The organism is Streptomyces sp. NPDC001890, from assembly GCF_042891445.1.
Lineage (GTDB): Bacteria > Actinomycetota > Actinomycetes > Streptomycetales > Streptomycetaceae > Streptomyces.
Genome location: NZ_JBIATE010000057.1, coordinates 1 through 16016, shown reverse-complemented (window position 1 = coordinate 16016; position 16016 = coordinate 1). Strand labels below are relative to the sequence as shown.

General features: G+C 72.0%; 2 protein-coding genes. Both read left to right on the top strand.

Translation table 11 applies throughout. From position 1 onward, the window contains the following. The coding region (locus tag ACFYY1_RS42125) for an SDR family NAD(P)-dependent oxidoreductase (RefSeq protein WP_388595319.1) at positions 1-2263 on the top strand (2263 nt) is incomplete at its 5' end. Between the two features lie 25 nt (positions 2264-2288). Further along, a partial coding sequence (locus tag ACFYY1_RS42120; RefSeq protein ID WP_388595317.1) for a type I polyketide synthase occupies positions 2289-16016 on the top strand: 13728 nt, incomplete at its 3' end.

Here is a 16016-nt window from a genome sequence, read left to right as displayed (position 1 = left end):
CGGCACCACCATCAACTGGACAACCCTCTTCACCGACACCAACGCCACCCGCACCCCCCTCCCCACCTACGCCTTCCAACGCACCCACTACTGGCTCAAGGACGAGCCCGAGACCCCCGCCGTCACCACCTCCGTGACCGCCGAACAGTCCACCGCGGAAGCGGAGTTCTGGAAGGCCGTGGCGGACGGCGACGCCGAGGCGCTCGTCCGGCAGCTGGGCGGCGGTGTCGATGCCGGGCCGCTCAGTGCCGTACTGCCGGCGCTGGCCGGGTGGCGGCGGACCGCCACCGCGCTCACCACCCTGGACTCGTGGCGGTACCGGATCACCTGGAAGCCGTCGGTGTCCTCGGGTGTGCCCGCTGCTCTCTCCGGCACGTGGCTGCTGGTCCTGCCCGAGGCGCTGGCCGACGGTGCGCTGGTGGCCGAATGCTCCCGGCAGCTGGCCGAACGTGGCGCCCGGGTGGTGCCGTTGATGATCACCGAGCACCAGAGCGACCGGGCGGGAATCGCCAAGGCGCTGACGGCCCTCGGTGACGGGGACACGCCCGCGTACAGCGGCGCGCTGTCGCTGCTGGCCCTGGACGAGAGTGCCGATCCGGCTCTGGGTTCGGAGCTTCCGGCCGCGACCGCCCGCACGCTCGCCCTCGTACAGGCTCTCGACGACACCGGCGTGCGAGCACCGCTGTGGTGCCTCACCAGTGGCGGCGTCCAGATTGGACAGACCGGTTACAGCGACCCGGCAAGCAGTCCGGTGCAGGCACAGCTGTGGGGCATGGGCCAGGCCATCGCCCTTGAGGCGCCGGGAAGTTGGGGCGGTCTCATCGACCTGCCCGACACGGCGGCGGAAGGGGGCGACGCATCGGTGGCGGAACGGGTGTGCGCCGTGCTGTCCGGCGCTTACGGCGCCGAGGACCAGGTCGCGGTGCGCGGCGAGGGCGTCTTCGCTCGCCGGATCGGCCGGGCTTCGCTCGGCGAGGCCGTACGCCGCTTCGAGCCCCGTGGTTCGGTGCTGGTCACCGGCGGCACAGGTTCCGTCGGCGGGCATGTCGCCCGTTGGCTGGCCGCCGAGGGCGCCGAGCACATCGTGTTGACGAGCCGCCGCGGTCCGGACAGTCCGGGAGCGGCCGAGCTGGTGGAGGAGCTGGCCCTGGCCGGTGCCTCCGCGTCGGTCGTGGCCTGTGACGTGGCCGACCGGGACCAGGTCGACGCGCTCGTCGAGCGGCTGCGGTCGGAGGGCCGCCCGGTGGGCAGCGTCTTCCACACGGCCGGCGTGGACGACACGGCGGCCGTGCAGGACACGGATGCGGCCGCCTACGCGACCGTCCTGTCCGGCAAGGTCAACGGCGCCCTGCACCTCGACGAGGCGCTGGGTGACTCCGTGGACGCGTTCGTCCTCTTCTCATCGATCTCCGGAGTGTGGGGTAATGCCCGGCACTCCGCGTACGCGGCGGCGAACGCGTCCCTCGACGCGCTGGCCCACCGGCGCCGGTCCCTGGGCCGGTCCGCGACATCCGTGTCCTGGGGCTGGTGGGAGGGCGACGGGCTGGCCGGCGGCGCAGGCGTCGGGGGCGCGCTCAGCGGCCTCGGCCTGTCGGCGATGGCACCGGAACTCGCGGTGTCCGCGATGCGGCAGGCCGTCGAGCACGGGGAGACAGCGGTCGTCGTCGCCGACATCGACTGGCGGGACTTCGCCCCGGCGTTCACCGGACTGCGCCCGAGTGCGCTGATCGGTGACCTGCCGGAGGTGCGCGGTGCGGTGCGGGCGGACGACGCCGCGGAGGCGGCGGACGGTCGGGACGCCGGGCAGGACGCGGCGGCCGTGCTGCGTGCCGAACTCGCCGAGCTGCCCGGTCCCGAGCAGGAGTACACGCTGCTCGAACTGGTACGGGATCACGCGGCGGCGGTGCTCGGTCTGGCCGGGCCCTCCGACGTACGGCCCGACAAGCCCTTCCGGACCCTCGGCTTCGACTCGCTGACCGCGGTGGACCTGAGGAACCGGATCACCCGGGCCACGGGGCTGCGGCTGCCCGCCGCGCTGGTCTTCGACCACCCGACCCCTGTGGTGCTCGCCGCTTTCCTGCGGACCAAGTTCGACCTGCCGGTGGCGACCGGCGCCGCGGAGCCGGTGCCTGTTCCGGCGCCCGCCGCGGCAGCAGCTCCGGCCCCGGCCGTGGCAGCGGACGACTCGATTGACGACAGCTCGATTGACGACATGGACGCCGAAAGCCTGATCCAGCTGGCTCTGGGAGACAACGGCTCATGATGACGTGCGAAATGTGGAGTGCATGATGGCTACTTCGGCGGACAAGGTTCTCAAGGCTCTGCGGGCGTCGGTCAAGGAGACCGAGCGGCTGCGGAAGGAGAACGCCCGGATCACCGAGGCGGCCCGGGAGCCCATTGCGATCATCGGTATGAGCTGCCGGTACCCCGGCGGTGTCGCGAGCCCCGAGGACCTGTGGCGGCTGGTGGACGAGGGCCGCGACGCGGTGGGCCCCTTCCCGGCCGACCGGGGGTGGGACATCGACGCCCTGTACGCGACGAGTCCGGCGGGCTCGGGTGCGTACGAGGGCGGATTCGTCCCCGATGCCGCCGAGTTCGACGCCGGATTCTTCGGGATCTCGCCGCGTGAGGCGCTGGCCATGGACCCGCAGCAGCGGCTCCTGCTGGAGGCCGCCTGGGAGGCGGTCGAGCGGGCCGGGGTGGCTCCGTCGGCGCTGCGCGGCACCCGTACCGGTGTGTTCGCCGGTGCGGCGGTGTCCGGGTACGAGAACAAGCTGCAGAACGCGTCCGAGAACGTCGAGGGCTACTTCCTGACCGGTACGGCGGGCAGTGTGGTCTCCGGCCGCATCGCCTACACCCTCGGTCTTGAGGGCCCGGCGGTGACGGTCGACACGGCCTGCTCGTCGTCGCTGGTCGCACTCCACATGGCTGTCCAGGCGCTGCGGTCCGGCGAGTGCGAGCTCGCGCTCGCCGGTGGTGTCGCCGTGATGGCGGTGCCCGAGGCGTACGCCGAGTTCAGCAAGCAGGGCGGGCTCGCCGTCGACGGGCGCTGCAAGTCCTTCGCCGCGGCCGCCGACGGCACCGGGTGGGCCGAGGGCGTCGGCGTGCTGCTCGTCGAGCGGCTTTCCGACGCGGTGCGCAACGGGCACCAGGTCCTGGCCGTCGTACGCGGTACAGGGGTCAACCAGGACGGCGCCTCCAACGGGCTGACCGCCCCGAACGGTACGGCCCAGCAGCGGGTCATCCGCCAGGCCCTGGCCAACGCGGACCTGGCGTCGGCGGAGGTCGACGCGGTCGAGGCGCACGGCACGGGCACCGTGCTGGGCGACCCGATCGAGGCGCAGGCCCTGGTGGACACGTACGGGCAGGAGCGCGCGGCGGGACAGCCGTTGTGGCTCGGCTCGATGAAGTCCAACATGGGTCACGCGCAGGCCGCTTCGGGTGTGGCCGGTGTGATCAAGATGGTCATGGCGATGCGTCACGGTGTGCTGCCGCGCACCCTGCACGTCGACGAGCCGACCCCGCACGTCGACTGGGCGGCGGGCGAGGTGGAGCTGCTCACCGAGGCGCGCGACTGGCCGGAGACCGGCCGCCCGCGCCGGGCCGCCGTGTCGTCCTTCGGTGTGAGCGGCACCAACGCGCACATCATCGTCGAGCAGGCTCCGGCCCCGGCTTCCGACCCGGCTTCCGACCCGGCTTCCGATTCGGCTTCCGATTCGGCTTCCGATTCGACTGAATCGGGTGGGTCGGGTGGGTCGGTCGCCGTGCACCCGTGGCTCGTGTCCGGCGCCTCCGCGCAGGGCCTCGTGGCCCAGGCGGACCGGCTGCTGACGCATCTCACGGCGGACGGTACCGAGGGTGCCGGGCAGCGCGTCCTCGATCTGGGCGACCTGGGCGACCTGGGCTTCTCGCTGGCCACCGGACGCTCGGCGCTGGAGCACCGGGCCGTCGTTCTGGGCGAGGACCGGGACACCCTGCTGGAGGGCCTGCGGGCGCTGGCCCGGGGCGAGAACGCGCCGGGCGCGGTGCGCGGCCTGGCGGTGCCGGGCCGGCTCGGCCTGATGTTCTCCGGGCAGGGTTCGCAGCGGCCCGGCATGGGCCGTGAGCTGTACGAGGCGTACCCGGTGTACGCCGAGGCCTTCGACGCGGTCTGTGCCGAGCTGGACCGGCACCTGGCGGGCCATGTCGACCTGTCCGTGCGCGAGGTCGTCTTCTCGGAGCCGGGCAGCGCCGAGGCGGCACTGCTCGACGCCACCGTGTACACGCAGGCGGGTCTGTTCGCCGTCGAGGTGGCCCTGTTCCGTCTGGTCAGCTCCTGGGGAGTCACCCCGGATCACCTGCTCGGGCACTCGGTCGGCGAGATCACGGCCGCCCATGTGGCGGGTGTGCTCACACTTGAGGACGCGGGTGCGCTGGTCGCCGCCCGCGGCCGGCTCATGCAGGCGCTGGCCGCGGGCGGCGCGATGGTGTCCGTGCAGGCCACCGAGGAAGAGGTGGCCGGGCTTCTCGACGGTCGTGCGGACGTGTCGGTGGCCGCGGTCAACGGGCCGCGCGCCGTGGTGATCTCGGGTGCCGAGGAAGCCGTGGCCGAGATCGCCGCCGCCCTCGGCGAGCAGGGCCGCAAGACGCGGCGGCTGCAGGTCAGCCATGCCTTCCACTCCCCGCTCATGGAGCCCATGCTCGACGAGTTCCGCCGGGTCGCGGAGAACCTGACGTTCCACCCGCCCCGGCTGTCGGTCGTCTCCAACGTGACCGGTCGCATGCTGCGTTCGCAGGAGGTCCGCGACCCCGGTTACTGGGTGCGCCACGTCCGCGAGGCCGTCCGCTTCGCCGACGGCGTGCGCACGCTGGCCGACCAGGGCGTCACCACGTTCCTCGAACTCGGACCGGGCGGCGTCCTGACCGCCATGGGTCAGGCCAGTGTCGCCGACACGGAGACGGCAGAAGGCACAGGAGGTGCTGGAGACTCCGTCTCCTTCGTGGCCGCCCTGCGCAAGGACCGGCCCGAGCCCCACGCGATCACCGCCGCGCTCGCCGCGCTGCACGTCCGGGGCACGGCCGTGGACTGGGCGTCCTTCTACGCCGGAACGGGCAGCCGCCGGGTGGACCTGCCGACGTACGCCTTCCAGCGGCAGCGCTTCTGGCCGACCCCGACCGCCGCGCAGGACGCGGCCGAAGTGCTGGCCACCTTCCGCAACGAGGCCCGTTTCTGGGAAGCGGTGGAACGCGAGGACCTCACCGCCCTCGCCGACGCCATGCGTCCCGTGGACATCAACCCGCTGGCCGCCGCGCTTCCCGCGCTGGCCGCCTGGCGTCGCCGCAACCGCGATCTCGACATCGTCGACGGGCTGCGCCACCGCATCGACTGGAAGCCGGCCACCACGGCCGGCCCCGCTTCCCCGGTGGGCGACTGGCTGGTCCTGACGCCCACCCGGACCGCGTACGGAACACTCGTCGACCGGGTGACGGAGGCGCTCCAAAACCGGGGCGACTCGGTCACCGTGATCGACGTCGACCCCCAGGGCCTGGACCGCGCATCGCTCGCGGACCTCCTGGCCGGGCGGGTGGAGGGCGGCCCGGCCGGCGTGCTCTCGCTGCTGGCGCTCGCCTCGGACGGCCCCAACAACTCTGACGGCTCCGACGACGCGTTCGCGATCGGCGCCGTCCCCGCCGGTACCCGTGCGACCGTGCTCCTCGCCCAGGCGCTCGGTGACGCCGGTCTCGACGCCCCGCTGTGGATCGCCACCCACGGCGCGGTCACCATCGGCCGCTCCGAGTCCCTCCACCAGCCCGCGCAGGCACCCCTGTGGGGCCTCGGCCGGGTCATCGGGCTGGAACACGGCGAGCGCTGGGGCGGTCTGATCGACCTGCCCGCCGAGCTCGACGAGCGCGCCGCCGACCGGCTGTGCGCGGCCCTCGCCGACGGCACCGAGGACCAGATCGCGCTGCGTTCCTCCGGCCTGTTCGTACGCCGTCTCGCCCACGACCCCCGCAGCACCACCCCCGCAGGGCGCCCCGCGTTCGTCCCGCGCGGCACGGCCCTGATCACCGGCGGTACCGGCGCCCTGGGCGCACACACCGCCCGCTGGCTCGCCGCGAACGGCGCCGAGCGGATCGTCCTGACCAGCCGGAGCGGCCCCGAGGCCCCCGGCGCGGCCGAACTGGTCGCTGAACTGGGCGCGTTGGGCGCCCCGGCGACCGTTGTCGCCTGCGACGTCTCCGACCGGGAGGCCCTGGCCGCGCTGCTGGAGTCCGTACGGACGGACGGCGGCCCGACACTGCGCTCGCTGTTCCACACGGCTGGCATCGCCAGCGACACCCCGCTGACCGACATCGACCTCGGCACGTTCGGGGACGAGATTCGGGCCAAGGCGGCCGGTGCCGCCTACCTGGACGAGCTGCTCCGCGACCAGGACGACGAGATCGACGCGTTCGTCCTGTTCTCCTCCATCTCCAGCGTCTGGGGCAGCCGAGGCCAGGGCGCGTACGCCACCGGCAACACCTATCTCGACGCGCTCGCCCAGCGGCGCCGCGAACGCGGTGCCGCCGCGACCTCGGTCTCCTGGGGCGCATGGGGCGGCGGCGGGCTCGCCGACGGCCGCGAGGGCGAGCGGCTGGCCCGGCGCGGCATCCGCACCATGTCCCCCGAGCACGCCATCGGTGCGCTCAAGCACGCCCTCGACCACGACGACACCCATGTGGCCGTCGCCGATGTCGACTGGGACCGTTTCCTGCCCGCGTTCACCGCGGCCCGGCCGCGACCGCTGCTCAGTGATCTTCCGGAGGCCATCGCCCTGGCCGACGCGGAATCCGTGGACACCGCGTCCGGCGGCGAGGCGCACGACAGCCGGTCCCGGATGCACGACCGGCTGGCGGGGTTGTCCCCGGCCGACCGTACGGCGCTGCTCATGGAACTCGTACGGACCGAGGCGGCCGCGGTGCTCGGCCACGGCACCGTCGACGAGATCCGTCCCGACCGCGCCTTCCGTGACCTGGGCTTCGACTCCCTCACCGCGGTCGACCTGCGCAACCGGCTGGTCCAGGAGACCGGCGTACGACTGCCCAGCACCCTGGTGTTCGACCACCCCAACCCGACCGCGCTGGCCCGCTTCATCGAGTCCGAACTCTTCGTGACCGGCACGGTTCCCGGCGGGGACGCGGCAGCCGTGGCGGGAGCGGGCGACGACGACGAGCCGATCGCGATCGTCGGCATGGCCTGCCGCTTCCCGGGCGGCGTGGCCGGCCCGGAGGACCTGTGGCGGCTCGTCGCCTCCGGCGGCGACGGCATCAGCTCCTTCCCCACGAACCGGGGCTGGGACCTCGACACGCTCTACGACCCGGACCCCGAGGCGCACGGCACCTCGTACGTGCGCGACGGCGGATTCCTGCACGACGCCCCCGGCTTCGACGCGGACTTCTTCGGGATCTCGCCGCGCGAGGCCCTCGCGATGGACCCCCAGCAGCGACTGATGCTCGAAGCGTCCTGGGAGGTCTTCGAGCGGGCCGGCATCGACGCCGGATCCGTACGGGGCCACCGCATAGGCGTCTTCGCCGGCGCCTCCGCCTCCGGTTACGGCGCCGACCTCGGCCGCACCGCCGAAGGCACCGGCACCGAGGGCCACCTGCTCACCGGCATGGCCACCAGCGTGCTCTCCGGCCGCGTCTCCTACATCCTGGGCCTGGAGGGCCCGGCGGTGACGGTGGACACCGCCTGCTCGTCGTCGCTGGTCGCCCTGCACCTCGCGGCCCAGTCGCTGCGCTCGGGCGAGTGCACGATGGCCGTGGCCGGAGGTGTCGCCCTGATGGCGACCCCCACGGGATTCGTGGAGTTCAGCCGCCAGCGCGGCCTGGCCACCGACGGCCGCTGCAAGTCCTTCTCGGACGACGCGGACGGCACCGGCTGGTCCGAGGGCGTCGGCGTACTCCTCGTCGAGCGGCTCTCCGAGGCGCGCCGCAACGGCCACCAGGTGCTCGCGGTCATCCGCGGTTCCGCCGTCAACCAGGACGGTGCGTCGAACGGCCTGACCGCCCCGAACGGCCCGTCGCAGCAGCGCGTCATCCGCCAGGCCCTGGCCAACTCCGGCCTGAACACCGCCGATGTGGACACCGTGGAGGCCCACGGCACCGGCACCAAGCTGGGCGACCCGATCGAGGCCCAGGCCCTGCTGGCCACCTACGGCCAGGACCGCCCGGAGGACCAGCCGCTCTGGCTCGGCTCGATCAAGTCGAACATCGGCCACGCGGCTGCCGCTTCCGGCGTCGGTGGCGTGATCAAGATGGTCATGGCCATGCGCCATGGCGTACTGCCGCAGACCCTGCACGTCGATGCGCCTTCGTCGAAGGTGGACTGGTCGGCGGGTGCGGTGGAGCTGCTGGCGGAGGCGCGGGAGTGGCCGGAGGTGGGCAAGCGCCCGCGCCGGGCGGGTGTGTCGTCGTTCGGGATCAGCGGGACGAACGCGCACGTGATTCTGGAGCAGGCGCAGGAACGGCCTGTTGAGGCGCCGCGCGTCGAGTCGGTGTTGCCGGTGGTGCCGTGGGTGCTGTCGGCGAGGTCGGAGGAGGCGTTGGCGGGTCAGGCGGAGCGGTTGCTCGGCCTGGTGGGCGGCGCTGCTCCGGTGCTGGATGTGGGTTACTCGCTGGCCGTGACGCGTACGGCGTTCGAGCACCGTGCGGTGGTGGTCGGCGAGGACCGTGAGGCACTGCTGCGGGCGGTGTCCGAGGGCCGGTCGGTGCCGGGTGTGGTGCGTGGTGCTGTGCGCGGTGGCCGTTCGGTGTTCCTGTTCTCGGGTCAGGGTTCGCAGCGGGCCGGGATGGGGCGTGAGCTGTATGAGGCGTTCCCGGTGTTCGCGGACGCGTTCGACGCGGTGTGCGCGGAGCTGGACCGGCACTTGGACGAGCCGGTAAAGGACATCGTCTTCGGCGGGTCGGAGCTGATCGACCAGACCGTCTACACGCAGGCGGGGCTGTTCGCTGTTGAGGTGGCGCTGTTCAGGCTGTTGGGGCACTGGGGTGTCACCCCGGACTACCTGTTCGGCCACTCGATCGGTGAGCTGGCCGCCGCCCATGTCGCGGGCGTCTGGTCCCTGGAGGACGCGGCGGCCCTCGTTGCCGCCCGGGGCCGCCTCATGCAGGCCCTGCCGGCCGGCGGAGCCATGGTCGCCATCCAGACCACGGAGGCAGAGATCCTGCCGCTGCTGGTCGACGGCGTCTCGATCGCAGCCCTGAACGGCCCGGACTCCGTCGTCATCTCCGGCGACGAAGACGCGGTGCTGAGTATTGCGTCCGGTTTCGGGAAGACGAAGCGGCTGCGGGTCAGTCACGCGTTCCACTCACCGCGCATGGAGCCCATGCTCGCCGAGTTCAGGGCGGTCGCGGAGAACCTGACCTTCCACGCCCCGAAGCTCCCGATCGTCTCCAACCTGACCGGCGAACTGGCCGGTGAGGAGCTGCTGTCGGCCGATTACTGGGTGGACCACGTCCGCCAGGCCGTCCGATTCCTCGACGGCGTACGCCAGTTGGAGGCTCAGGGCGTCACCACGTACCTGGAGCTCGGCCCCGGTGGTGTCCTGTCCGCGATGGGCCAGTCCTGCGTCACCAACGACGACGCCGCTTTCGTACCGGCCCTGCGGAAGAACCGCACCGAGACCGACGCGCTGACCACCGCCATCGCCGAGCTCCACGTCCGAGGCGCCTCTGTCGACTGGTCGGCGTACTACGCCAACACCGGCGCCCGGCGCACCGACCTGCCCACCTACGCCTTCCAGCACCAGCACTACTGGCCAGAGGTCGTGCCGGGGCTGAACGGTGATGTCACCGGATTCGGTCTGCACAATGCCGAGCACCCGCTGCTGGGTGCCGAGGTGCTCCTCGCTGACGGCGACGGACTCGTCCTGACGAGCCGGCTGTCGCTGGACTCGCACCCGTGGCTCGCCGACCACGCGATCTTCGGCTCCGTCCTGCTGCCCGGCACCGCATTCGTCGAACTCGCACTCCACGCAGGCGAGCGCATCGGCTGCGGAGCCCTGGAAGAGCTCACCCTGCAGGCTCCGCTGGTCCTGCCCGAGCGCGGCGCCATGATGCTTCAGGTCGTCGTGGGCACGGCGGACGCGGATGGCCGACGCCCGGTCACCGTCCATTCGGCCCCCGCAGGTGCCGAGGACGAGGCGTGGACGCTGCACGCCTCTGGTGTCGTCTCTGCCGAGAGCCTCGTCCCGGGCGCGGAGCTGGCCGAGTGGCCGCCGCGTGACGCCGAGGCGGTTCCGGTCGACGGCATGTACGACTCCATGACCGAGATCGGCTACGGCTACGGCCCTGTCTTCCAGGGCCTGCGAGCCGTGTGGCGGCGCGGTGGAGAGCTGTTCGCCGAGGTCGCCCTGCCCGATGATGCCGTCGAGCAGGCGGGCCGGTTCGGTCTGCACCCGGCGCTGCTCGACTCCGCCCTGCACGCCATCGGCGTGGGCGGCGGCCTGGCCGGTCTTGAGGGCCCGGGGCTGCCGTTCGCCTGGACCGGTGTGAGCCTGTTCGCGGTGGGATCCCCCGTCCTGCGGGCCCGGATCACCGCCACCGACGGCGCGGTCTCGCTCGATCTGGCCGATGGAACCGGTTCACCGGTGGGCCGGATCGGCTCCCTGGTCCTGCGCGCGGTCACCGCGCAGCAGCTGGACGGCGCCGCGCAGAGCGACAGTTCCGACTCCCTCTTCCGGCTGGAGTGGACCCCGGTACCGACCGGCTCCGATCCGGCCTCGCAGGACACGGCGGAGTTCGATGTCCTGGTCGTGCCGTCCGCCGAGGCGGACGCCGATGTCGTATCGGGCGTGCACGCGACCGTCGTCGACGTACTGGCGCAGGTGCGGGAGTGGCTTACCGCCGACCGGGACGCGTCCGCCCGTCTGGTGGTGGTGACGTGTGGTGCGGTGGGTGAGGTTTCGGATCTTGGTGCGGCTGCGGTGTGGGGGCTGGTGCGTTCGGCGCAGTCGGAGCATCCGGAGCGGATTGTTCTTGTTGATGTGGAGGGTGATCCCGCGGGGTTTGAGGGGGTTGCTGGTCTGGTTGGTCTGGGTGAGCCGCAGGTGGCGGTTCGTGGGGGTGAGGTGCTGGTGCCCCGGTTGGGGCGGGTTGTGGTGCCTGCCGTCGGCTCGGACGTTGCGGGCCCGGACGCCGCGGGTGCGGGTGTTGGGGGTGCGGTTCTGGTCACGGGTGCGGGTGGTGCGCTGGGTGGGTTGGTGGCGCGTCATCTGGTGTCGGTGCGGGGTGTGCGGGATCTGGTGCTGGTGTCGCGGCGTGCGGGGACCGGGCTGGTGGGGGAGCTGGAGGAGCTGGGGGCGTCGGTCCGGTGGGTGGAGTGTGATGTCACGGACCGGGATGCGCTGGAGGGTGTGGTTGCCGGGATCGTCCGGGAGGGCGGTCTGGCGGGTGTGGTGCATGCCGCGGGTGTCGTGGACGACGGTGTGCTGGAGTCGTTGACCCCGGAGCGGGTCATCAGTGTTCTGCGTCCCAAGGCGGATGCGGCCTGGTATCTCCACGAGCTCACGGCCGGTCTCGATCTGTCGTTCTTCGTGCTGTTCTCCTCGGCCGCCGGTGTCCTGGGCTCCGCGGGCCAGGCCAACTACGCCGCCGCGAACGCCTTCCTCGACGCACTCGCCCAGCACCGCCACGCCCAGGGCCTGCCCGCCACCTCCCTCGCCTGGGGCCCCTGGGCCGACAGCGGCATGCTCCGGCTCGACGCGGCCGACATCGAGAAGATGAGCCGCAGCGGCATCGCGCCGTTCACGCACTCGCAGGGCCTGGAGCTCTTCGATGCGTCGTTCCGTGTGGACGAGGCGGTCCTCGCCCCGGTCCGCCTGAATCTGGCGGCCTTCCGCAAGGCCCCTGTCGTCCCATCCCTGCTGCGTGGTCTGATCCGTACGACGCATCGTCGTGCGGCGCGGGCCGGGAACGCTCAGTCCTCCGCGCTCGTGCAACGCCTGCTGACCCTCGGCACCGACGAACGCACCCAGCTGATCCTGGACACCGTACGAGGCGAGGTCGCGGCCGTCCTCGGCCACGCCTCCGGCGACGCGGTCCCGGCCGAACGCGCCTTCACCGAGCTGGGCTTCGACTCCCTCACCGCCGTCGAACTCCGCAACCGCCTCAACACCGCCACCGGCCTGCGCCTCCCGGCCACCCTCGTCTTCGACTACCCCTCCGCCGGACAACTCGCCGACCACCTCACCGACGAACTCTCCGGCGAAACCACCACCACGAACACGACCACCACCCCCACAACCACCACCGTCGGCAACGACGAACCCATCGCCATCGTCGGCATGGCCTGCCGCTACCCCGGCAACATCACCTCCCCCGAAGACCTCTGGAACCTCGTCGCCACCGGCACCGACGGCATCTCCGCCTTCCCCACCGACCGCGGCTGGGACCTGGAACGGCTCCTCGATACGGACGGCGACCAGCAGGAACTCGCCCTGGAGGGCGGTTTCCTGCACGACGCGGGCCTCTTCGACCCGGCGTTCTTCGGGATCTCGCCGCGCGAGGCCCTCGCGATGGACCCGCAGCAGCGACTGCTGCTGGAGACCTCCTGGGAGGCCATGGAACAGGCCGGGATCGACCCGGCGTCCGTACGCGGCAGCCGCACCGGCGTCTTCGCCGGCCTGATGTACCACGACTACGCGATGTCGCCGAACTCCGTGCCCGAGGGCGTGGAGGCGTTCCTCGGCATCGGAAACACCGGCAGCGTCGTGACCGGCCGCATCGCCTACACCCTGGGCCTGGAGGGCCCGGCGGTCACCGTCGACACGGCCTGCTCGTCGTCGCTGGTCGCCCTGCACCTCGCGGCCCAGGCACTGCGCTCGGGCGAGTGCGAGATGGCGCTGGCCGGCGGTGTGACCGTGATGGCCACGCCCACCGCGTTCCTCGACTTCCAGCGCCAGGGCGGTCTCGCCGCCGACGGCCGCTGCAAGTCCTTCTCAGACGACGCGGACGGCACCGGCTGGTCCGAGGGCGTCGGCATGCTCCTCGTCGAGCGGCTCTCCGACGCCCGCCGCAAGGGCCACCAGGTCCTGGCGGTCGTGCGGGGCATAGCAGTGAACCAGGACGGTGCGTCAAACGGCCTGACCGCCCCGAACGGCCCGTCGCAACAGCGCGTCATCCGCCAGGCCCTCGCCAACGCCAAGGTCTCCGCCGACCAGGTCGACGTCGTCGAGGCCCACGGCACCGGCACGACACTGGGCGACCCCATCGAGGCCCAGGCCCTGCTGGCCACCTACGGCCAGGACCGGCCCGAGGACCGCCCGCTCTGGCTCGGCTCGCTGAAGTCGAACCTCGGCCACACCCAGGCCGCCGCCGGTGTCGCGGGCATCATCAAGATGATCATGGCCATGCGCCACGGCGTCATGCCGCAGACACTGAATGTCGGCCGCCCGTCCACGAAGGTGGACTGGGAGTCAGGTGCGATCGAGCTGCTCACCGAGGCCCGCGAGTGGCCGCAGCAGGGCAATCGTCCACGCCGGGCCGCTGTCTCTTCCTTCGGCGTGAGCGGCACCAACGCGCATGTGATCATCGAGCAGCCGCAGGCCGAGCCCGAGCGATCCGAGAACCTCGCTGCCGCGCTGCCGGCGGTGCCGTGGGTCCTGTCGGCCAAGTCGGAGGGGGCGCTGGCCAGCCAGGCGGAGCGCCTACTCGCCCGGATCGGCGAGGACACCGACACGTCCCCGCTCGATGTGGCCTGGTCCCTGGCAGCAACACGTGCACGCTTCGAGCACCGGGCCGCCGTGGTGGCCGATGACCGCGAGGGGCTCCTGCGGGGGCTCACGGTCCTGGCCTCCGGCGGTACGGCGGCAGGTGTCGTCCGTGGTGCTGTGCAGGGTGGCCGTTCGGCGTTCCTGTTCTCGGGTCAGGGTTCGCAGCGGGCCGGGATGGGCCGTGAGCTGTACGAGGCATACCCGGTGTTCACGGACGCGTTCGACGCGGTGTGCGCGGAGCTGGACCGGCATCTCGACCAGCCGGTCAGGGACATCGTCTTCGGTGGGTCGGAGTTGATCGACCAGACCGTCTACACCCAGGCTGGCCTGTTCGCGATCGAGGTGGCGCTGTTCCGGCTGCTGGAGCACTGGGGGGTGACCCCGGACTACCTGCTCGGCCACTCGATCGGTGAGCTGGCCGCCGCCCACGTGGCGGGTGTGTGGTCGTTGGAGGACGCGGCCGCCCTCGTCGCCGCCCGGGGCCGCCTCATGCAGGCACTCCCGACCGGCGGGGCAATGGTGGCCGTCCAGGCGACCGAGGCGGATGTCCTGCCGCTCCTCACTGACGGTGTCTCGATCGCCGCGTTGAACGGCCCGGACTCCGTCGTCATCTCCGGCGACGAGGACGCCGTACTCGCGATCGCGTCCGGTTTCGGGAAGACGAAGCGGCTCCGCGTCAGTCACGCCTTCCACTCGCCGCGCATGGAACCCATGCTCGCCGAGTTCAAGACAGTCGCGGAGGGCCTGACGTTCCACGCCCCGAAGCTCCCGATCGTCTCCAACCTCACGGGCGAACTCGCCGGCGAGGAGCTGCTGAGCGCCGATTACTGGGTGGACCATGTCCGCCAGGCGGTCCGCTTCCTCGACGGAATGCGTCAGTTGGAGACCCAGGGCGTCACCGCCTACCTGGAACTCGGCCCCGGAGGCGTCCTCTCCGCGATGGGCCAGTCCTGCGTCACCGACGACCAGGCCGACTTCGTACCGGCGCTGCGGAAGAACCGCGCCGAACCCGACGCGCTCACCACCGCCCTCGCCGAACTCCACGTCCGAGGCAAGGCCGTCGACTGGACGACCTACTACGCCAACACCAGCGCCCAGCGCACCGACCTGCCCACCTACGCCTTCGACCACCAGCACTACTGGCTCCTCTCGGGCACCAGGGCCGAGGACCCGACGGGGTTCGGCATGAGTGCTGCGGAGCACCCGCTGCTGGGTGCCGAGGTGCTCCTCGCTGACGGCGACGGACTCGTCCTGACGAGCCGGTTGTCGCTGGATTCGCACCCGTGGCTCGCCGACCACACGGTCTTCGGCTCCGTCCTGCTGCCCGGCACCGCATTCGTCGAACTCGCACTCCACGCAGGCGAGCGCATCGGCTGCGACGTACTGGACGAGCTGACCATCCAGGCCCCGCTGGTCTTCCCGGAAAACGGCACAATCGCCCTCCAGGTCGTCGTCGGCGCCGCCGAAACCGACAACCACCGCCCGGTCACCATCCACTCCAGCACCGAGACAAACACCTGGACCCTCCACGCCACAGGCTCCCTCTCCCCCGAACCCGCCACCCCCGGCACCCCCCTCACCCCATGGCCCCCACACGACGCGACCCCCGTCGACACCGACGGCCTGTACGAAAACCTGGCCACCGCCGGCTTCACCTACGGCCCCGTCTTCCAAGGCCTACGAGCAGCATGGCGACGCGGCGACGAGATCTACGCCGAAGTCGCACTCGACCAGGACCTCTGGGACGAGGCGGGCCGATTCGGTCTGCATCCGGCGCTGCTCGACGCCACCCTCCACGCCGTCGGGGCGAGCGGCGGCCTGACCGGTCTTGACGGCCCGGGGCTGCCGTTCGCCTGGACCGGTGTGAGCCTGTCCGCGATCGGCTCGCCCGTACTGCGCGTCCGGATCTCGGAAGGCCGGAGCGGCTCGGTGGCGCTCGACCTCGCCGACGGCACCGGAACCCCCGTCGGACACATCGACGCCCTCACCCTCCGCCCCGTCACAGCCGAACAAATCGACGGAGCAACCCCCCGCACCCACACCGACTCGCTCTTCCAGCTCGAATGGGTCCCGGCCCCGGCAGTTGCAGCCACCGCACCGGCCGGGGAGTTCGAGATCCTGGAAATCCCGGGACCCGGCCCCGACACCGGCGTCGACCAGATCACCGACGTCCACACCCGAGTCACCGACACCCTCACCCGCCTCCAGACCTGGCTCGACGAGGACCACCCCGACACCACCCACCTCATCGTCCTCACCCACGGCGCCACCACCGCCAACAAC